Origin of the sequence: Actinopolyspora biskrensis, from assembly GCF_013408175.1 — a bacterium.
GTDB lineage: Bacteria > Actinomycetota > Actinomycetes > Mycobacteriales > Pseudonocardiaceae > Actinopolyspora > Actinopolyspora biskrensis.
Map to the genome: position 1 here is coordinate 17533 of NZ_JACBYW010000001.1, position 20366 is coordinate 37898.

Sequence of the window (20366 nt, forward strand, 5' to 3'; positions counted from 1 at the left end):
CGGGCGCGACACGGGCTGCTGGGGTCGCCGGGGCAAGTGGCGTGAAGATCACAGTCCCCGAACTCCTCAACAACGGACGGACCGCTTTTTATGCCCGAACTGGCAATATCGTGGTAGCTGCTCAAGGAGGGAATCGTGGGTTTGTTCGAGCGTCTACGCCGTCGTGGAGGGCGGAGACGCCCACGAGCGGAGCGGGATCAGGACACCGAGCATCTCCGACAGTGGGCGTCCGAACGGCGGGGCGTCGAGGGGTTCCTGGAACCACCGACGCAGATGACCGAGACGACGATCGTCTTCGTCGCTCACGACGGTGAGTGGACCCGTCGTCGGATAGGTGACCGCGAGGCGGCGATACGTTTCACACACCGCCTCGGTGTTCCGTTCTACGAGGTGCACAAGGTCGGGTACCCGCAGCGGATGCGCGACTACCAGCGAAAGCAGCGCGTACTGCGCCGCCGCGAGTACCGCCGCGGGCTGGAGGAGGAGTAGCCCGCCCGCGGTGGTGTTCGCGGCGGCGCAGCCCGCTCGGATCCGTCCGGGGACGGGCCGCGGGTGCGGCCGGTCCGGCCCCCGGGTCCGGGGGCCGAGTCCCGCGCCGTCAGCCGTGCTCGGCGATGTCGGCCAGCGTGGCCGCCATGGTGCGCACCGGAACGCCCGTTCCTCCCTTGGGGGTGTAGCCCCACGGGGAGTTCGAGTTGTACGCGGGACCGGCCACGTCGATGTGCGCCCAGGACGTGTTCTCGGCCACGAACTCGCTCAGGAAGTGCCCGGCTACCAGCATGCCACCCCAGCGCTGGCCGGTGACGTTGCTCATGTCGGCCAGCTTGGAGTCGAGCTCGCCGCGCAGCTCCTCGGGCAGGGGCATGGCCCAGCCCGCCTCACCGGTCGCCTTGGACAGTTCGGCGACCCGGTCCCTGAACTGCTCGCTGCCCATCACTCCCGGTGTGCGTTTGCCGAGCGCGACCAGCTGCGCACCGGTTAGGGTCGAGGCCTCGATCAGGTATTCCGGCTCGTCCTCGCAGGCGCGGGTGATCGCGTCGGCCAGGATCAGCCTGCCCTCGGCGTCGGTGTTGAGCACCTCGACGGTCTTGCCGCCGTACATCGTGAGCACGTCACCGGGGCGGTAGGCGGTTCCGGACGGCATGTTCTCCGCCATGGGGACCGTGGCCGTGATGTCCAGCGGGTAGTTGAGCTTGGCCGCGAGCACCATGGTCGCCACCACGGCGGCGGCTCCGGACATGTCCGAGGTCATGTCCTCCATGCCCGCGGCGGGCTTGAGGGAGATGCCTCCGGTGTCGAAGGTGATGCCCTTGCCGACGAGCGCCACTTTCCGCGCGCCCTTGGGGCCCTTGTGCCGCATCCGCACCAGCCGCGGAGGCCGGGAGGAGCCCGCGCCGACCCCGGTGATTCCGCCGTAGCCGTGCTTGCGCAGCTCGTCGGCGTCCATCGTCTCGATCTCCAGACCGGCGGCCTTGCCGAGCTCGTTGGCGCGTTCGGCGAAGGTCGCGGGAGGGAGGTCGTTCGGGGGGGTGTTGATCAGGTCGCGCGCGGTGTTGACCGCCTCCCCGATCGCCGTCGCGCCCTTCAGCGCCGACTTCGCCGTCTCGTTCTTGGCCTCGGACACGAGCAGGTCGACCTTGGAAACCGGCTCCTCGCCGGGCTGCGACTTGTAGCGCGTGTAGGAGTAGGCCCCCATCACGGTTCCCTGGACGGTCGCGGAGAGGTCCAACGCGGACAGAGTGGTCGCCGCGTGCGAGACGCCGCTCAGCGCGCGGGCCGCGGCCCCGGCCGCGCGCCGGACCGACTCGCTCGGGACCTCCCCGTTCTCGTCGCGTTTGCCCAGGCCGACCGCGAGCAGCACGTTCGCGCGGACCGACCCGCTCGCGGGAACCCGGACCACTTCCTCGGCCTTGCCCTTGGCGCCGAGCAGGGTCAGCGCCTCGGTGAGGTTTCCGTCGAAGGCCGCGGCGAGTTCGTTGGTTCCCTGGGCGAGTTCGGGTCCGTCCGTTCCCTCGACGGTGCCGATCACCAGGGTCTCGACCGTCAGCTTGGTGGCCGCGTTGTCGACGAGGGTGAGTTTGGGCGTTGTCACGTGTGGCTCCTCCCGGACCGTGCCGTGGGGACGAGGGATGGTGTCGACCCACGGGTTATCCCTTTCGCAGGCACTGTAGAACGGTACTTCCCCGGGGCGCGCAGCAGTCCGCTCCGTGTCGTTCGGTTTCCGGCTCGTCACCCGGTGTTGTGCGGACTCCCGGGGTGAGGACCCGCCGCGGAGCCGGGCTCCCGCCGCGCGGGCTCCCCGGAGGGGGTGCTCCGCGGTGCCGACGTCACCGGGACGGTCAAGTTGGCGGTCGGCGTAGACTGTCCCCCTCACGTCAGAGTGCGAAGTGCCACCGGGGGACCGGCGCTACTACGAGGATGGTTTGCGTGGCCGGACTAGCTGGAGCCTCTCCGTGGAGGACGGGGCTGCGGACGATTCCGCTCGGCCTCGGGGGGATGCTGGGGGCGGGAGTGTTCGTGGGTCTCTCCCCGGCCGCGGGCACGGCCGGGCGTTGGACCTTGATCGCGGTGCCGTTGGCCGCGCTCACGGCATGGTGCGCCGTGGTCTCCACTTCGCACCAGTCGGCTTCCTACCGGGGTGCGGGCGCCGCCTACAGCTGTGTGCGGGACAAGCTGGGGGTTCTTCCGGGACGTGTGGCAGCGGGCACCGGCCTTTTCGGACATGTCGCCGCCATGGCGGCGATCGCCGGTGCCGTGGCCGAGTACCTTCCCGCGCCGAACCCGGTGACCACGGCGGTCGTTCTGCTGCTCGTCGTGCTGGTCTCCACGGCGGGGCTGCGTATCCGCGGGCTCTCCGGATGGCTCTGGTTGGGACTGACCGTGGCGGTGCTGACCGTGGTGGTCACGGCGTGCCTGTCGATCGCTCCCGTTCCGGTGAGCACCGGTGTCGAGCACGGGCCGCTGGCCATCACCTCCTCGGCGGGGTTCTTCTTCTTCGCCTTCCTGGGGTTCGAGCGTCTTACGGCTCCGGACGAGGAGCGGGACCGGCACCCCCGCGCGGCGGTGCGGCGCGGAGCGCTCCTCGGGGTCTCGGCGACGGCGGTCGTGCTGCTGACCGTTTCGTTCGCGGTGGTCCGCCAGCTGGGTGCGGCGCGGTTGGGGCTGTCCCCCGCTCCACTGCTCGACGCGCTGCGCGCGGCGGACGCCGCCACGCTGACCTCGGGGGTGGGCCTGGGGGCGGCGTTGGCCATGACACCGGTGCTGCTGGGAGCGCTCGAATCCGGCCGTTCGACCGGGCTGGCCGTGATAGCCGACGGGGAACTGCCCGCTCCGCTGGGACGCCGCGGCGGTAACGGGACTCCGTACCTGTTCGACCTGGTCCTGGCCGCGGCGGCCGTCGTCCTCGCCCTGTTCGTCGCGCCCGCGGTGGCGACGGGTGTGGCCGCGTGCTGTCTGCTGGTGCACTACGCCTTCGTCAACGCCGCGGCCAGGGTGCTGCTGGTCGACGAGTGGACCTGGTCGACGCGGACGGCCTGCCTGGGGATGGGGTTGTCCGTGATTCTGGCGATGAGCATGCCCGTGCCTGCGATGTTGTTCACACTGGGGGCGGTGCTGGTTCCGCCGGTGTGCGGTGCCCTGGTCGACCGGACGGGGGCGGCGACGCGTGGTTGACCGTCCCGGAAGACTCCTTTCGCGTGCCGTCGTCCGTCTCCCGGGGGAGTCGCCGGGAAATTTCCCGGTCTTCCGCACCTCGCGTGTTCAACCGGACACCGAACGGGGCCGCAATGGTCGTGCACCCGACATTGAAAACGGATGAAACTCGGAAGGCCAACTTTTCCCGGTCCGGTTTCCACTGCTCTCGAGGGCGCGATACGGTACGCGCATGAACCAACCCCTCTCGTTCTCCCGGACCGAAAACCCGCAACCGGCAAGTGCCGAGCACCGTGCTCAGGTACTGGAGAATCCCGGATTCGGGAAGTACTTCACCGATCACATGGTCACGATCGGGTGGAGCTCCGAGAAGGGGTGGCACGACGCGCGCCTGGAGCCGTATCACTCGATCGATCTGGACCCGGCGACAACGGTGCTGCACTACGGGCAGGCGATCTTCGAGGGACTGAAGGCCTACCGCCAACCCGACGGTTCGGTCGCCTCCTTCCGGCCGGAGGCCAACGCGACCAGGTTCAGGGACTCGGCCCGCAGGCTGGCCATGCCCGAACTTCCCGAGGAGACCTTCCTCGACTCGCTCCGCGAACTGGTGAGCGTGGACAAGCAGTGGGTTCCGGAAGAGGGAGAGAGCTCGCTGTACCTGCGGCCGTTCATGATCTCCACGGAGCAGACGCTCGGGGTGAACAGGCCCGCGGGCAGCTACCTCTACGCCCTGATCGCCTCCCCGGCCGGTTCCTACTTCACGGGCGGCATCAAACCCGTGACGGTCTGGCTCAGCCACGAGTACGTCCGCGCGAGCCCGGGGGGAACGGGCGCCGCCAAGTTCGCGGGCAACTACGCCGCCTCGTTCGTCGCGCAGGCCCAGGCCGCGGAGATGGGATGCGACCAGGTCGTCTGGTTGGACGCCGTGGAGCGCCGTTCCGTCGAGGAGATGGGCGGGATGAACCTGTTCTTCGTGTTCGGCTCCGGTGACCGGGCGCGGCTGGTCACTCCCGAACTGACCGGGAGCCTGCTGCCCGGGGTCACCCGCTCCTCGTTGCTCAGCCTCGGCGAGAAGCTGGGGGTCGAAGTCGAACAGCGGCGTGTGACCACCGACGAATGGGAGGCCAAGGCCGCTTCCGGTGAGCTGACCGAGGTGTTCGCCTGCGGCACCGCCGCCGTGATCACCCCGGTGGGCAGGGTCAAGCACCGCGACGGCGAGTTCACCATCGCCGACGGGAAGCCGGGCGAGCTGACGATGAAGCTTCGTGAGCAGCTGACCGGGATTCAGTACGGCAAGCTCGCCGACCCGGAGGGGTGGATGAGTCAGCTGGCCTGACCGGCCCGGTGAGGTGGCGTGCTCGCGAGAGCGCACGCGGGGAGAGGTCGCGGTGGCGCCGGTTGTTCCGGGGGCTCCGGCGCCGGGAGCGCCCGATTGCCGGGCTCGGCTCGGGCCGGGCCTCTTCTTTTGGACGGCGACTGTCGGAGGTACGGAGTAGTTTCCTCCTCGAGGAACAGCGCACTCTGCCTCGGAGGTCGTCGTGTCGGTGTCGATACTGCTCGTTATCGGAACCAGGAAGGGCTTGTGGCTGGCACGCGGGAACACCGGTAGCGGCGAGTGGGAAGTGACCGGCCCGCAGCTGCCCACGACGGAGGTCTCCGCCGTGGCCGTCGACAAGCGCTCGTCCCCGCGCGTGCTGATCGGCGCCGAGAGCCCTCATTTCGGCCCGAGCCTGCTCACCAGTGACGACCTGGGAAGCACCTGGCGGGAACCGGAGCGCGCTCCGGTTGCCTTCCCCGGCGACACCGGAGCCGCGCTGAGGAGGGTCTGGCAGATCGCGCCCGCGAGCGAGTCCGAACCCGGTGTCGTCTACGCGGGAACGGAACCGTCCGCGCTGTTCCGCTCCGAGGACTGGGGCGAGAACTACGAACTGGTGCGGGGACTGTGGCACCATCCGCATCGCGAGCACTGGTTCCCCGGCGGGGGAGGGCAGGCCGTGCACACGGTGCTGCCGGACCCGCGGGACAACGGGCGCGTGGTCGTGGGGATGTCCACCGGCGGGGTGTACCGGACCGAGGACGGCGGTGCGAGCTGGCGACCGGCGAACACGGGAATCAGCGCCCAGTTCATGCCGGACGACGAGTACCCGGAGTTCGGTCAGTGCGTGCACAAGGTGGCGCGCAACGCGGTGGCCCCCGACCGGTTCTACCTGCAGAACCACCACGGTGTGTACCGCAGCGATGACGGGACGGACACCTGGGAGTCCATCGCCGACGGACTGCCCTGCGATTTCGGTTTCCCGATAGCCGTCGACCCCGCGGACCCGGACGTCGTCTACTCCTTCCCGCTCGTCGCCGCCGAGAACCGGTTCCCCCCGGACGGACGCTGTCGGGTCTACCGCAGTGAGGACGCCGGGCGTACCTGGAACGGGTCCGCTCGGGGCCTGCCCGCGGAGGGGTTCTGGTCCGCGGTTATGCGCGACGCCCTGTGCCTCGACGACGCCGACCCCGCCGGCGTGTACTTCGGTTCCCGCTCGGGTGAGGTGTACGCGAGCTTCGACCGGGGTGAGAGCTGGTCCCGGGTGGCCGCGCACCTGCCCGATGTGCTCTCCCTCCGCGCCGCGGTCCTCTGAGAGGAGACGGGATGTCGGTCGATCCGCACGAGGGGAACCGGGCGCGAGTCACGCTGCGTCTGCCGCGGATGCTGCACGCGAACGCCGGGGGAGTCGGCAGTCTGCGAGTCACGCTCACCGACGGGGGGACGCTGGGAAGCCTGTTGAACGAGCTCGCCCGGACGCGTCCGGCGCTCGAACGCAAGCTGCGGGACGAGGCCGGGACGTTGCGGCGCCACGTCAACTTCTACGTCGACGGGGAGGAGTGCCGTGCGTTGCGGGGAATCGACACCGTGCTGCGCGACGGCGGGGAGGTGCGCGTGGTCCCCTCCGTGGCCGGTGGTTGAGCTCGGTGCGCGGCGTGGAGCTTCCGCCGCCCGCACCGCCCCGCGGACCGAGCCGGCGGAGTTCCCTACTGGGACGGGCCCAGGGTGCACAGGGCGAGGACCAGGGTGGTGCCGAGTTCGCTGGAGGCACCGAGCACGTCCCCCGTGATCCCGCCGAACCTGCGGTGCGCGTGCTCGCGGAGCAGCCAGAGCGCGCACCCCGTGAGCAGCACGGCCGCGGCGCCCACCCACCACGTTCTCCAGGTGGCGGCGCCCCCCGCCAGCAGCAGCACTCCCCACCAGACGGCCGTGGTGCCGCGGGACTGCGATCCGGCGACCAGCGCACCCATGCCGTCCGGGCGGGCCGCGGGAACGTTTTTCCCGCAGCACAGCTGGAAAGCGGCTCTCCCGACCGCGCAGGCGAGCACGACGACTCCCCACTGCCCGCTCGTCGCCGCGTGGGCCAGCCCCGTGGCCTGGATACCGACCACGAGGACCACGGCCATGACGGCGAAGGGGCCGGTGCTGCCGTCGCGCATCACCGAGAGGGCCCGTTCGGCGGATCCGTAGCAGCCGAGCCCGTCGACCGTGTCGGCCAGCCCGTCGATGTGCATACCGCGGGTGACCAGCGCCAGGGCCGCGGTCGTGACGAGACCGGCGAGCAGTGCGGGGGAGCCCAGGGCGAGCAGCGCCCACAGCGACGCGGCCGCGAACCCGCCCAGGGCGGCCCCGACCAGCGGGGCGAGCGAGACGGCCCGCCCACCGGTTCGTTCGTCGACGCCGTCGACCCGAACGGGGAGTACCGTGAGCCAGGCCAGCGCCAGGCGAAGACCTCGCACGCGTTCAGCCCTCCGCGTCGGAGGTGGCCTCGGTCCGCCCGGTCGCTTCGTCCTCCGTCGGCCCCCGTATCCCGGCCTGTTCGAACGTGGACATCTCGGCGAGGACGCGCACGGCCGCGTTGACCACGGGAAGGGCGGCCATCGCGCCGGATCCCTCACCGAGCCGCATGTCCATGTCGAGAACGGGGCGCAGATCGAGGTGGTCGAGCACGATCGCGGCGGCGGGCTCGACGGAGCGGTGCCCGGCCAGCCACCACCGCACGGCTCCCGGAGCGAGCTCCTCCGCCACCATCGCCGCGGATCCGACCACCATCCCGTCGAGGATCACCGGGGTGCTCCGGGCGGAGGCCTGGGCGAGGAAACCGGCCATCGCGGCCAGATCCGCTCCTCCCGAGGTGCGCAGCAGGGCCAGCGGGTCGTCGGCGACCTTGCGGGCCCGGCGCAGGCCGTCCCGGACGGCCGCGGTCTTGCGGATCCACGCCGTGTCGTCGATACCGGTGCCGCGTCCCACAACGGCCACCGGTTCACTCGCGGTGAGCGCGGCGATGAGCACGGCCGCGGGGGTGGTGTTCCCTATGCCCATCTCGCCCGCGATCAGCAGGTCCGCTCCCGCGTCGATCTCCTCGTCGGCCAGCGTTCGCCCCGCGAGCACGGCGGAACGGACCTCCTGCTCGGTGAGGGCGTCCTCCACGTCCAGCGAGCCGGATGACCGGCGGATCTTGTGCGCCGAGACCGTCTCCTCCGTGGCACCGTCCACGGCGATGTCGACGACCCGGACCCCGGCTCCCGCGTTGGCGGCCAACGCGTTGATCGCGGCTCCTCCGGAGCGGATGTTGGACACCATCTGCGTGGTGACCTCGCTCGGGTAGGCGGAGACTCCGCTGCGGGCGATGCCGTGGTCCCCGGCGAAGACGACCGCCCGGGGACGGGTGAACCGGCGCGGGGGGCAGCTGCCCTGCCTGGCGGCGACCCACACGCCGAGCTCCTCCATCCTGCCGAGTGAACCGGCCGGCTTGGTGAGCTCGTCGTGCCGCGCGACGGCCCGGCGGTGTGCCTGGTCGTCGGGTGACGGCACCGCGCCGAACTCGACAGGCGGCTGGTCCGGGGCGTCCACCTGTTCTCCGGTCGGGGAATCCGCCGACTGCGAATCGGGCACCGTGGACAAGCCTTACCTCCGTAATCGTTCGGCCGGAGCGACACACCACCGGGGTGCGGGACGACGATGCTCACTGCATCGGGGGAAAGTGCGTGCTCGCGACGCTGGATCCGTCGACTCACCGTAGGTGAGTCACTCAGCGTAGCCGAAGGGGCATTCCAGCGACCAACAGCGAGACCTCGTCGCAGAGTTCGGCCAAGCCGGCGTTGAGCGCGCCGAGCTCGTCGCGGAACAGCCTCGCCGAGCGGGTCGCCGGGACCACGCCCAGGCCGACCTCGGCGGAAACGACGACCAGGCGGGCCGAGCAGGCTCCGCAGGCACGCAGCAGCTCGGCACGGTGCTCCTCGGCGTCCCGCAGCGCCGCGCGGTCGCGTTCCCAGGCCCCCGCGTCGTCCAGCACCCCCGTCAGCCAGGTGGCGAGGTCGTCGACCAGCACCGGCGGTTCGGACTCGTCCACGGAGCCGAGGAAGGCGGCGAGGTCACCCGGAGCGGGGACCTCCACCGTGCGCCACGACTCGGGGCGGCGTGCGACGTGCTCCGCGATGCGCTCGTTCCACTCGGCGTCCTCCGGATCCCGCCTGGCCGTGGCCACGTAGGTGGCGGCGGCGGTGCCGGAGAGCAACCCCTCGGCGTGGGCCGACTTGCCCGAGCGGGCGCCGCCGAGGACGAGCGCGCGCCGCGGCCCCTCGGTCACGGCGTCCTCGTTTGCCGGGGGTCCGTTTCCGCGACGTGCCCGATCACCTCGTCGATCCTGTCGAGCACGTCCTGCTCGAGCGTCACTCCCGCGGCCCGCGCGTTGTCGGTGACCTGCTCGGGCCGGGAGGCCCCGATGATGGCGGCCGAGACGTTGGAGTTCTGCAGCACCCAGGCCACAGCCAGCTGCGCCATGGACAGTCCCAGCTCGTTCGCGATCGGTTTGAGCTGTTGCACCGGCTCGAGCACGTCGTCGCGCATCCACCGGGAGATCGTGTCGGCTCCGCCCGCGGAATCGGTGGCCCTGGACCCGGTGGGAGCGGCCTGCCCCGGCGCGTACTTGCCGCTCAACACGCCCTGCGCGACGGGGGACCACACGATCTGCCCCATGCCCGCTCGTTCGGAGGCCGGGATGACCTGCGGTTCGATCACACGCCACAGCATCGAGTACTGCGGTTGGTTGGACACCAGCGGGACCCGCAGCTCACGGGCCAGCTCCGCGGCGCGGATGATCTGCTCGGCGTTCCACTCCGAAACCCCGATGTAGAGCGCCTTGCCCTGCCGGACGAGGTCGGCGAAGGCGGTCATGGTCTCTTCCAGCGGAACGGTCCGGTCGAACCTGTGAGCCTGGTAGAGGTCCACGTAGTCGGTCTGCAGCCTGCGCAGCGAGGCCTCGCAGGACTCCATGATGTGCTTGCGTCCGAGGCCCCGGTCGTTGGGACCGTGGCCGGTGGGGAAGAAGACCTTGGTGAACAGCTCGACGCTCTCCCGGCGTACCCCGGACAGCGCCCGGCCGAGCACGGACTCCGCTCTGGTGGCTGCGTACACATCGGCGGTGTCGAACGTCGTGATGCCCTCGTCGAGGGCGGTCAGCACGCACGCCTGCGCCTGCTCATCCTCGACCTGTGAACCGTGTGTCAGCCAGTTGCCGTAGGCGATCTCGCTGATGTTGAGACCGCTTCGGCCGAGTCGACGAAACTCCATGCGAGCAGCCTAGATCGAACAAGAACGCGGGACCAACCCGCGTGACCGAATCCCCGGTGGGCTCGATCACGAGTCCCCGGGCGGACGAGCCGCTCCGCCCGGAGGACGGGGCCCGCGTGCGCCCGGGGACCGTGGTGGTCGATCAACCGATCTTCGCGGCGTCCTTGGTGGTGACCCTGGGGCGGGGAACCCGCAGTTTGCGCAGCTGCATCGCCCGGATGAACGCGTACCACCCCAGGCTGAGCGGTTTCTCCCCGGACTCGGGGAACTTCGCCCGCACCTGTTTGTTGACCACCCTGCCGAGCATGATGCCCTCGAAGACCATCGTCACCAGCAGTGCCAGGCAGAACACCGTGGCCGCCTGCTCCAGCAGCGGGTTCCGGAGCAGCGTCACGGCGAAGACGATCAGCACCAGCGGCATGAACAGCCCCATCAGGTGTCTGCGGGAGTCCACGAGGTCGCGTACGTGGGCCCGCACCGGTCCGCGGTCGCGCTGCATCAGATAGCGGTCGTCCCCGGCCATCATCCTTTCGCGCCGTTCCGCCGCCGCTTTGCGCCTCTCGGGCTTGTTGCGGCGCATTCGCTTGAACGCTTCGCGCTGGGTCCGCGGCGGGGGCGGGACAGGTCCGCGTTTCCCGCCCTCGGCCTCGCGTCGTTTCGGGGTCGGCCTGCCCTTCGGCCGGGTGGGATCGCCCGCTTCCCTGCGCGTCGCCTGTTCGTCCCCGTCGTTGTCGACGGTGGCGGTCTGTTCGGCACTGTTGCGACGGAGGAACTTCACACCACCAGCGTAAGCGACACCGCACGCGCGCTGAATAAGGAGTCAGGGCGAGTTTCCGCTGCGGCTCGTTTCCGGCGTGGTCCGGGACTGCCCCCCGCTGCGGTCGTGTGCACGGTGCCGATCGACCCCGGTTTTCCGCGCGTACCATGTGAGGTAGTGCCCGAGGGTGTCACAATCGGCCGTGCGCGGGTTGGCCCGCGGGAATACTCGCACTTACCGTGACGGTTGAGGTCGCGGGAACCTGCCAGCAGCCGCAAACCGCAAGGGAGAGCCATGACCGCCCAGGAGACAACCGTGCAGACCGAGGCGCCTGCTCATGGCGTCACGTTGACCGACTCGGCGGCCAGCAAGGCCAAGACCCTCCTCGACCAGGAGGGGCGCGACGACATGCACCTGCGTATCGCTGTGCAGCCGGGCGGATGCGCCGGTCTGCGTTACCAGCTGTTCTTCGACGAGCGCACGCTCGACGGGGACGCGGTGCGTGACTTCAACGGTCTGGACGTGGTGGTCGATCGCATGAGCGCCCCCTACGTGCAGGGCGCCGTGATCGACTTCGTGGACAACATCGAGAAGCAGGGCTTCACGATCGACAACCCGAACGCGGGCGGCTCGTGCGCCTGCGGCGACTCGTTCCACTGAACGATCCGGAGAACGTCTCGTGCGGGGTGGCCCTCGAGGGCCGCCCCGCGCTTTTGTTCCGGGGCTGTTCTTCGGCGCGGCCCCGGGCTCGGAGCGGCCGGTCGCGGGCGTTGCGCCGCGATCCGCCCGCCGCGGAAGTGACCCCGCCCGTGGTCCGGGTGGCCCGCTGCCCTCGCTTCCGAACGTGAACGTGGCCCCGAGCGGCCCGCGCCGCCGGGAGAGCGGGTCGGGCACGTCCGTGCCGAATCCCCGAGCGGCGCTTCGGGGAGAATGCCCGCGGCGACTCGGTGAACCCCATTCCGGGAATCGGCCTCGTCCTTGTTCGGACGATCGGGGGAGAACGCGCGGGAATTCCTCGAGGAGGTAAGAATCCCGCCGCCGGAGTTCCGCCCCGTTCGTGGGGGGCGCCCTCACCGGTTGATCTCCTTTTTCGGCGCGTTTTTTCGGTGCCCTAGAGCCTTTTCGGGGTTCCCGCCGGTGATGTGCGGCGGTCGTGCGCCCACCCCGCAGTCGAAGAACGCGACCTCCCGCGCGGTCTCCCGCGGTGGGACCGCCCCACCGCGGGGAACCGCCGAGTGGTCACCCCCCGATCTCGGCCTCCTGGTGCAGTGCCACCCCGGAGTTCGGTCCGACGGTCGCGGTGAACGTGCCGTCCGAGTTCACCTCGACGGTCTCGCCGCCGCACTCACCGCTCTCGAAGCGGCCCGTCAGCACGTTGCAGTAGGTGCCGGCGGGAAGGGAGGACCGGAACTGCCGGGTCGTCTCCCCGGGGTCCTGTCCTCGGGCGCCGCCGGAGTTGAACACGGCGAACCCCGCGTCGCCGCGTCCGAAGGCGATCACGTTGCTGCCGTTGTCCCACCAGTCGGTCAGCTCGGTGCCCTGCACGGCCCGGTTGAACCCGACCATGCCCGCGACGGGCGCGTGCCGGTGGGCGCACACCCAAGCACTGCCGTCCGCGCAGCTCGCTGGCCGTGTGAAACCGTTGCCGCCGGAGGGCGGGCCCGCGTCGGTGTCGTCGCCGAAGTCGAAGCCGGACAGGATTCTCGGCGTGCCGTGGGGGAAGGCCAGGGTGAAGGCGTTGGCGAGATCGTAGGCCGCCCCGTCCTGGTGGCTCAGCGGCGGCGAGTCGCGTTCGGTGTCGTGGTTGGCCACGAACACGACAGCCTGCTCACCTGCGAGTTCGGTCTCCTCCGGGAGGCCGCTCAGATCGGCGAGGAAGCCCTCGGCGAAGGCGTTGGAGACGCGGTCGGTGTAGGTGAACGCGGTCACGTCCCCGTTGCCGGTGTACTCCGTGCCCTTGGTGGTGGGGTCCGCGATCACCTCCTGGTAGACGTACGGCTCGGTTCCGGCGGACGTCTCGTGGAGACCGTCCACGATCGCCGCGATGTCCTCCGGGGGAATGTGCTTGGCCCCGTCCAGGCGGAACCCGGACACGCCCATGTCGATCAGCCTGTTCAGGTAGGCGAGCTGGGTCCGCCGCACCTCGTCCGACTCCGTTCTCAGGTCGGCCAGCCCGACCAGCTCGCAGTTGCGGACCTCCCACTGGTCCGTGTAGTCCGCGATGTCCTCGCGGCAGTCGTGGAAGTCGGGGTCGGCGTAGGTGCCGGGGTAGTCGTACTTCGAGTACTCCGTGCCCCCGCTGCCCGGGCCGGACCCCCGGGATCCCGAGCCGGACATGTGGTTGAGCACCGCGTCGACGTAGACCTTCACACCGGCCCCGTTGCACGCGGAGACCATGTTCTCGAAGCTCTCCGCGTCACCCCGTCTGCTCCGCAGGTCGTAGCTCACGGGCTGGTAGTCCTCGTACCAGGGATACCCCTGGTCGGCGAGTTGGACGTGCTCGGTGGGCGGCGACACCTGGACCGCCGTGTAACCGTCCGGGCCCAGTGAGCTCCGGCACTCCTCGGCCAGCGATTCCCACGGCCATCCGAACATCTGCACGATCGGCCCCTCGGCCTCGGTGGCCGGTGCGGCAGCCGCTTCGTCGGCGGGAGGTGTCGTGATCGGGGGAACCACGACAGCACCCGCGAGCGCGGTGATCGTCGCCAGAGCAACCGGTCGCATCGCACCGTCTCCTCTCGCAGTGTTGTGCGGCACACATCAGAGCTTCTTGAAAGGATAAAGTCAACACTTCTCGGGGTCATTTCCTGTTCGACTCGCGTGGGATTCGGGGGGCGACGTTCGATTCTGAACGAATGAAAGAAGTCCTTTTCCTGGGAATTCTTCTGTATCGATTGCGCGACCCGGGTGGAGGAATGTAGATAATCCGTCACGGGCTGATCGCGTGAAAGCCTCGCCGTGGCGAACTCCGGTGAGGCCTTCGCGGGTCCCGACAGGAGGGAAGGAATCGACGATGGATTCTGAACGGAAAAGGCGCACCGGTCGCGGTGGCCGTGCGGCCGGGTTGGTCGCCGCGGCGCTGGCCGGGGTCACGGCCGCGGCCGGAGCGACCCCGGCCGTGGCGGCCGAGGAGGCACCCGGCGCCCCGGGGATCTCCGCGGCGTGGACGACCGGTGCGAAGAACGGGGTCGGCACCTCGGCCACGACGGACTCGAAGGTGTGGCACACGCTCGGGCAGGGAGTGCTCAACGAGGTCTACTACCCGCAGCTGGACGTGCCCAACGTCCAGGACATGCAGTACGTCGTCAGCGACGGGGAGGGCTTCACCGAACTCGAGCGCGACGCCACCGAGCAACGGGTCGAGCTGCCCGACTCGCGTTCGCTGCGCTACCGGCAGATCAACACCGACGAGGACGGTCGCTACCGCATAACCAAGACCTACGTCACCGATCCGCAGCGTTCGGTTCTGATGGTGCGTACCCGCTTCGAGGTGCTCCGCGGTGGTCCGCTGCAGCTCTACGCCCTGTACAACCCTTCGCTGAACGGCAGCGGCACGGGCGACACCGGAGCCACCTCGGAGGGCACGCTCGTGGCCAGCGACGGGGAGGTCGCCAGCGCGCTGGCCGCCTCGTCGGGCTTCTCAGCCGCCACCAGCGGATACAGCGGCACATCCAGCGATGGTTACCAGGACCTCGCCGAGGACGACCGGCTCGACGCGGAGTACAACCGGGCGGCGGACCCGGGCAACCTCGTGCAGACCGCGCGCATCCCCGTGGACGACGACACCGAGTTCACGCTGGCCCTCGGGTTCGGAGCGGACCGGGCGGCCGCGCGTTCGGCGGCAGAGAGCTCGCTGAACAGCGGTTACGCGGCCAAGCGGGACGAGTACGACTCGGGCTGGCACGACTACCTGTCCTCCCTGCGCGAGCCACCGGAGTCGGTCACTTCGCGCGGGCTGACCACCCAGTACAACGTCGCCGCCATGACGTTGAAGTCCCAGGAGGACAAGACCCGGCGGGGAGCTTTCGTCGCCTCCACCTCGATCCCGTGGGGCGAGGCCAAGAACGCCGACGACTGCTGCACCCCCGGTTATCACCTGGTGTGGTCGCGAGACCTGTACCACACCGCCACCGCCGCTCTGGCGCTCGGCGACCGGGACGCGGCCAACCGCGCGCTCGACTACCTGCTGGACGTGCAGTGGAACGAGGACGGTTCGTTCCCCCAGAACACCTGGCTCGACGGGGAGCCGCACTGGCAGAGCCTGCAGCTGGACGAGGTCGCCTACCCGATCGTGCTGGCCCACGAGCTCGGCCGTACCGGTGACGCGGAATGGGCCAAGCTCAAGAAGTCGGCCGACTTCATAGTCGACAACGGGCCCTCCACTCCCCAGGAGCGCTGGGAGGAGGAGGGCGGCTACTCGCCGTCGACGATCGCGGCCGAGATCGCCGGACTGGTCACCGCCGCGGACATGGCGCGCCAACACGGTGACGAGCAGGCGGCGCAGCGCTACCTGGACACGGCGGACGAGTGGCAGCGCAAGGTCGAGGACTGGACGTTCACCACGTCGGGCCCGCACGGCGACGGCGAGTACTACCAGCGCGTCGACGACGACGGGAACCCGAACAACGGGCACGAACTGTGCCTGAACAACGGGGGCGGGTGCCACGACGAGCGCGCGATCGTCGACGCGGGATTCCTCGAACTGGTCCGGCTCGGCGTCAAACCGGCCGACGCGCCCTCGGTGCGCGGCTCCCTGGCCGAGATGGACGCGCAGCTGCGGGTGCGGACCCCGAACGGTCCCGGCTGGTACCGCTACAACCACGACGGTTACGGCGAGGGGGCCGGCGGCGAACCCTACACGGGCGAGGGCGTCGGCAGGCTCTGGCCGCTGCTGACCGGTGAGCGCGGGGAGTACGAGCTGGCCGCGGGCGGCTCGGCCGGTACGCACCTGGAAACCATGGCGCGCATGGCCAACGAGGGCTACCTCATCCCCGAACAGGTCTGGGACCGGGAGTCCGGGAACGGATTCGCGTTCGGGGAGGGAACCGGTTCCGCGACACCGCTGGCCTGGTCGATGAGCCAGTTCGTCCGGCTGGCGCGCAACATGGACGCGGGCGAGAACGTGGAGACCCCGGACGTGGTGGCCGAGCGCTACGCGCGCTGATCGGTTGCGGCTCGTACCTCGTCGACTCGGCCGGCGTGGGTGGAGAAGAGCGGTCGCTCAGGCGCGGCGGCGCCTGAGCGACCGGCTAGCCGCCGCAGCCGAACGGGCGCACCGGGGCCCGGCGAGGCCCCACGGCGAGCCGGGAAGAGCTCGGGTGGGGACGCCGACCGGCGTCCCCACCCGAACGTCACAGCTTGACCGGGTAGTGCGGTTCGGGAACGCTCGGCGTCAGCCGGTTCTCCACGAAGATGCCGTGCCAGATCATGAACACCAGCAGCGCCCACAGCCTGCGGCTGTGGTCCAGCACGCCGGAGCGGTGCTCCTCCAGCAGCTGGAGCACGGCGGTCTTGTTCAGCAGCTCGTCCGTCTGCGACTCGCGGATGATGTTGCGAGCCCAGTCGTGCATCTCGTCGCGCAGCCAGTGCCGGATGGGGACGGGGAAACCGAGCTTGCGGCGGTTGAGCACGTGGCCGGGGACGATCTTGGCCAACGCGCGGCGCAGCGCGTACTTGGTGGTGTCCTTGGTGATCTTCTGGTCCAGCGGGATGGTGCTGGCGGTGCGGAACACCTCGTGGTCGAGGAACGGAACCCGCAGCTCCAGCGAGTTCGCCATCGTCACCTTGTCGGCCTTGACGAGGATGTCACCGCGCAGCCAGGTGAACAGATCCACGTGCTGCATGCGGGTCACCGGATCCCAGTCCTGGGAACTCCGGTAGGCCGCCGCGGTGACGTCGGTGTGCGAGACGTTCGGGTCGAAGTTCGTCAGCAGGTTCTTGAGCTGTTCGTCGCGGAAGATCCGCGCGTTGCCGTAGTAGCGTTCCTCCAGCGGCAGCGCCCCGCGACGGAGCAGGTCCTTGCCGCGCACTCCTTCGGGGATGGCAGTGGACACGCGCCCCATGGCCTTGCGCACCGAACCGGGAACGCGCTCGAAGGGGGCCAGCGAGAGCGGTTCGCGGTAGATCGAGTACCCGCCGAACAGCTCGTCGGCGCCCTCACCGGACAGCACCACCTTGACGTGCTTGCGCGCCTCCCGGGCGATGAACCACAGCGGTACCAGCGCCGGATCGGCCACCGGGTCGTCGAGGTACCAGATGATCAGCGGCAGGGTCTCCATCATCTCCTCGGGGGAGACGGTGCGCACCACGTGCTTGACACCGATGGCCGCCGCCGACTCCGCGGCGACGTCGACCTCCGAGTAACCCTGGCGCTCGAACCCGGTCGTGAACGTGACCAGGTCGGGGTTGTGCTCCTTGGCCAGCGCCGCGATCGCGGTCGAGTCGATGCCGCCGGACAGGAACGCCCCGACCGTCACGTCGGCGCGCATGTGCTTGGCGACGGAGTCGCGCATCACGTCGGCGATCTCGTTGTGCAGCTGGTCGGCCGCACCGTCGTCCTTGATCTCCCGGGACGAGAAGTTCGGGGAGAAGTAGCGCTCGGTGACCAGCTGCCCGCCGGGAGCGACGGTGAACGAGGTCCCCGACTCGATGCGCCTGATCGAGCGGTGCAGCGACTCCGGCTCCGGCACGTACTGCAGGACCAGGTAGTGCTGCAGGGACCGGCGGTCGACGTCCTCGGAGACCCCCAGCGTCGGGGCCAGGTGGAGAAGGCTCTTCTTCTCGCTGGCGAAGGCGACCCCGTTCGGCCCGCTGGAGTAGTACATCGGCTTGATCCCGAAGGGATCCCTGGCGCCGAACACGACGTGCCGTTCGTTGTCCCAGATCAGGAAAGCGAACATCCCACGCAGCCGTCCGACCATCGAGGGGCCGAGGTAGTGGTAGGCGACGATGATCGTCTCGCTGTCGCCGTCCGTGTGGAAGGCTGCGCCGTAGTGCTCGGTCAGCTCCGCGCGCAGCTCGAGATAGTTGTAGATCTCACCGTTGAACAGGATGGTGTAGCGGCCGGGGGATTCGGGCGGCCCCCAGCTCAACGGTTGATGCGAGTGTTCGACGTCGATGACCGACAGGCGGTTGAAGCCGAATACGACTTCACCGCCGTGCCAGGTGTCGCTCTCGTCCGGTCCTCGATGCCGCTGACACGGCAGCGCGTTGGCCACCGCGTTCGTTGCGTTGCCGGCGTTCTCTTCGGTGGGACAAACCAGTCCAAGCAGGCCGCACACGCGTCTCGCGCACCTCTCGTGTCGCGGGGATTTCGATTCGCTGACCCCGATACGGTGATCGGGACCCCAGTATGCCGTGCCCTCTCGGCAGGGCTGCACGCACGGGGCGGGGTCGCTGCTTGTTCACTCTTCCGGTGCCGGTGCTCTCGGGTGCGCCCCTGCCCGAGCGCCCGCGTGGGCGCCCGCCCGATGCGGGCGGATCCCGCGGCGAGCCCCCGGTCGGGGGTCCCCGTCCGAACCGCCGGGCAAACCGATCGCCGCTACCCGAGGTGCCCTCCGGCGTTCCCGGGGTGCCTCGGGAACGCGGGCGGTGCCCGACCGGCTGCGCGAAGTTCCGCCGGGGGTCTGACTGGTGATCTGGGCCACTGGAGGTGACCATGGTTCGGGCGGTCACCTGACCCCGGAGCAGTATCGCGGCTACTGCTGGGCTAGGGTCGCTACAGTATTCCGGCGGCCGATCCTCCGTCGTGGACGGAGGAAAAACGCCAGCGCCGTGCCGGTGAGTTTCACATGGAGGAGGCGTCGCGCAGTGGCCCTGAAGGACGGGACCCGAGTGCCACGGCTGGTCAAGCTCGGTGGGCTGATCGGTTTGGTGTGTGTCGTGGCCACGGGCTGCACCCCTGACCAGGTGCTGCGGTTCGGCTGGCCGACCGGCGTCACCAGTGACGCCGCGGCGATGCGTCAGCTCTGGACCTGGTCGGTGATCGCGGCTCTCGCCGTGGGTGTGCTGGTTTGGGGACTGATCTTCTGGACGGTGGCCTTCCACCGCAAGAAGAGCGATGAGTTGCCACGTCAGTTCCAGTACAACAACCCCCTGGAGATCATCTACACCGTCATACCGTTCGTGATGGTCGTCGTGCTGTTCTACTTCACCGCGACCACCCAGCAGGAGGTCCAGGCCGAGGAGAGCGATCCCGACGTCTCCGTCGACGTGGTCTCCTTCCAGTGGAACTGGGAGTTCCGCTACCCGGGGTACACGACCCCGGACGGGGAGCCGGTCAACACGGTCGGAACCAGCGACTGGACACCTCTGCTCGTGCTCCCCACGGACTCCACCGTGGAGTACCGGTTGAGCTCCAAGGACGTGATCCACTCCTTCTTCGTCCCGAAGTTCCACTTCAAGCGGGACACGTTCCCGCACCCTGACAAGAACAACCAGGACAGCGTCTACCAGAACTCCATCGACGAAGAGGGCTCGTTCGTGGGGCGCTGCGCCGAGTTGTGCGGGACGTACCACTCGATGATGAACTTCGAGGTTCGCGCGCTCTCGCCGGACAAGTTCGAGCGCTACATGGACCTGCGCACGCAGATCAATCCGGACACCGGACAGGCCTACACGACCTCCGAGGCGCTGAGGACCATGGACTGCGGGCGGCTCTGCTCGCCGAACTCGGTGACGACCATCCCCTTCGACCCCGACCGGGAGGACTCCTTGCCGGATGAGACCGCCGGTGCCGGGGCGACGAGCGGTTGATCGCGGGAACGGCTTGGCAACGAGGACGAGTGCGCCCTAGTGAGGCGCACGGGGCGAGAGTGAGGACTCCATGAGGGTCGAAGCGAAGATCTTCAACATCATCACCTTCTTCTTCTTCCTGTCGGCTGTGGTTTATGGCTTCTGGGCGAAGGAGCCCGTGGGAACGGTCGCGCTGATCCTCGTTGGCGCACTCTCGTTGCTGATCGGAAGCTACTTCCAGTTCGTGGCTCGGCGCATCGATCTGCGTCCGGAGGACCGTTCGGACGCCGAGATCAGCGACGGCGCGGGTGATCTCGGGTTCTTCAGCCCGGGAAGCTACTGGCCGATCGGTGTGGCGGCCGCCTCGGCGTTCGCGGGCATCGCGCTGGCCTTCGGCCACGTCTGGATGATCGTGCTGGCCTCGGGGGCCGTGCTGATCACCGTCTCCGGCCTGGTTTTCGAGTACCACACCGGCCCGAACCACGAGTGAACCGCGTGCAGGCCCGGCCCGATTCGTCCACGGTGGTGGACCGGGCCGGGCCGCGTTCTTCTCCGGGACCGCTGTCGGCGGTCCTTCGAGTGCGGCGGGCCCGTGGCCGCCGTTTTCGTTTCGAAATC

General features: G+C 69.5%; 17 protein-coding genes. 9 read left to right on the top strand and 8 right to left on the bottom strand.

Features of this window, described 5'->3' with window-relative positions; all coding sequences use genetic code 11:
• The first annotated feature begins 135 nt into the window (after positions 1–135).
• Positions 136–489, top strand: coding sequence for an oxidoreductase (locus tag FHR84_RS00070; RefSeq protein WP_179533365.1), 354 nt, complete (start codon positions 136–138; stop codon positions 487–489).
• A 109-nt stretch (positions 490–598) separates the two neighbouring features.
• On the opposite strand, the gene FHR84_RS00075 is transcribed toward FHR84_RS00070, so the two are convergent.
• Positions 599–2092: a leucyl aminopeptidase gene (locus tag FHR84_RS00075; protein WP_179533366.1), complete on the bottom strand. Its 1494-nt coding sequence runs from the start codon at positions 2090–2092 to the stop codon at positions 599–601.
• Between the two features lie 335 nt (positions 2093–2427).
• Between FHR84_RS00075 and FHR84_RS00080 the strand changes: the two genes are divergently transcribed.
• The 4 genes from FHR84_RS00080 to FHR84_RS00095 all read left to right on the top strand — a co-directional run bounded on the left by FHR84_RS00080 (position 2428) and on the right by FHR84_RS00095 (position 6607).
• Positions 2428–3672, top strand: coding sequence for an APC family permease (locus FHR84_RS00080; RefSeq protein WP_343075111.1), 1245 nt, complete (start codon positions 2428–2430; stop codon positions 3670–3672).
• Between the two features lie 211 nt (positions 3673–3883).
• The gene (locus tag FHR84_RS00085) at positions 3884–4987 is read left to right on the top strand and encodes a branched-chain amino acid aminotransferase (RefSeq protein WP_179533367.1); all 1104 of its coding nucleotides are present in this window, start codon (positions 3884–3886) and stop codon (positions 4985–4987) included.
• 208 nt (positions 4988–5195) lie between these two features.
• Positions 5196–6281 carry a beta propeller repeat protein gene (locus FHR84_RS00090; RefSeq protein WP_179534336.1) on the top strand — a complete coding sequence of 362 codons (1086 nt, stop codon included), beginning with the start codon at positions 5196–5198 and terminating at the stop codon, positions 6279–6281.
• 11 nt (positions 6282–6292) lie between these two features.
• Complete coding sequence (locus FHR84_RS00095) at positions 6293–6607, top strand: MoaD/ThiS family protein (protein ID WP_179533368.1); 315 nt, start codon at positions 6293–6295, stop codon at positions 6605–6607.
• Between the two features lie 65 nt (positions 6608–6672).
• Here the strand turns inward: FHR84_RS00095 and cobS are convergent, their stop codons facing one another.
• From cobS to FHR84_RS00120, 5 genes are all read right to left on the bottom strand, one after another.
• A complete protein-coding gene (gene cobS / locus FHR84_RS00100) occupies positions 6673–7425 on the bottom strand; it encodes an adenosylcobinamide-GDP ribazoletransferase (protein WP_179533369.1) in 753 nt (250 codons plus the stop codon).
• A gap of 4 nt (positions 7426–7429) precedes the next feature.
• Complete coding sequence (cobT, locus tag FHR84_RS00105) at positions 7430–8539, bottom strand: nicotinate-nucleotide--dimethylbenzimidazole phosphoribosyltransferase (RefSeq protein ID WP_179534337.1); 1110 nt, start codon at positions 8537–8539, stop codon at positions 7430–7432.
• A 178-nt stretch (positions 8540–8717) separates the two neighbouring features.
• Positions 8718–9275: a bifunctional adenosylcobinamide kinase/adenosylcobinamide-phosphate guanylyltransferase gene (gene cobU, locus FHR84_RS00110; RefSeq protein WP_179533370.1), complete on the bottom strand. Its 558-nt coding sequence runs from the start codon at positions 9273–9275 to the stop codon at positions 8718–8720.
• Positions 9272–10258, bottom strand: coding sequence for an aldo/keto reductase family protein (locus tag FHR84_RS00115; protein WP_179533371.1), 987 nt, complete (start codon positions 10256–10258; stop codon positions 9272–9274). The genes cobU and FHR84_RS00115 overlap by 4 nt, the downstream gene beginning before the upstream one ends.
• Before the next feature lie 142 nt (positions 10259–10400).
• Positions 10401–11036 (bottom strand): DUF3043 domain-containing protein, encoded by a 636-nt coding sequence (locus FHR84_RS00120; protein WP_179533372.1) that lies wholly within the window; start codon positions 11034–11036, stop codon positions 10401–10403.
• A 273-nt stretch (positions 11037–11309) separates the two neighbouring features.
• Between FHR84_RS00120 and FHR84_RS00125 the strand changes: the two genes are divergently transcribed.
• Entirely contained in the window at positions 11310–11675 is a 366-nt protein-coding gene (locus tag FHR84_RS00125) for a HesB/IscA family protein (protein ID WP_179533373.1), read from the top strand.
• 579 nt (positions 11676–12254) lie between these two features.
• Here FHR84_RS00125 and FHR84_RS00130 read toward each other — a convergent pair.
• On the bottom strand, positions 12255–13739 hold the full coding sequence (locus FHR84_RS00130) for an alpha-amylase (RefSeq protein WP_179533374.1): 1485 nt from the start codon (positions 13737–13739) through the stop codon (positions 12255–12257).
• A gap of 289 nt (positions 13740–14028) precedes the next feature.
• Here FHR84_RS00130 and FHR84_RS00135 point away from each other — a divergent pair, with 289 nt between their 5' ends.
• Entirely contained in the window at positions 14029–16179 is a 2151-nt protein-coding gene (locus tag FHR84_RS00135; RefSeq protein ID WP_179533375.1) for a glucan 1,4-alpha-glucosidase, read from the top strand.
• 187 nt (positions 16180–16366) lie between these two features.
• Here FHR84_RS00135 and asnB read toward each other — a convergent pair whose 3' ends face one another.
• The gene (gene asnB, locus FHR84_RS00140; RefSeq protein WP_179533376.1) at positions 16367–18295 is read right to left on the bottom strand and encodes an asparagine synthase (glutamine-hydrolyzing); all 1929 of its coding nucleotides are present in this window, start codon (positions 18293–18295) and stop codon (positions 16367–16369) included.
• A 529-nt stretch (positions 18296–18824) separates the two neighbouring features.
• Here asnB and ctaC point away from each other — a divergent pair.
• Positions 18825–19769 carry an aa3-type cytochrome oxidase subunit II gene (gene ctaC / locus FHR84_RS00145; protein WP_179533377.1) on the top strand — a complete coding sequence of 315 codons (945 nt, stop codon included), beginning with the start codon at positions 18825–18827 and terminating at the stop codon, positions 19767–19769.
• A gap of 70 nt (positions 19770–19839) precedes the next feature.
• The gene (locus tag FHR84_RS00150; protein ID WP_179533378.1) at positions 19840–20238 is read left to right on the top strand and encodes a cytochrome c oxidase subunit 4; all 399 of its coding nucleotides are present in this window, start codon (positions 19840–19842) and stop codon (positions 20236–20238) included.
• The last annotated feature ends 128 nt before the right edge of the window (positions 20239–20366 follow it).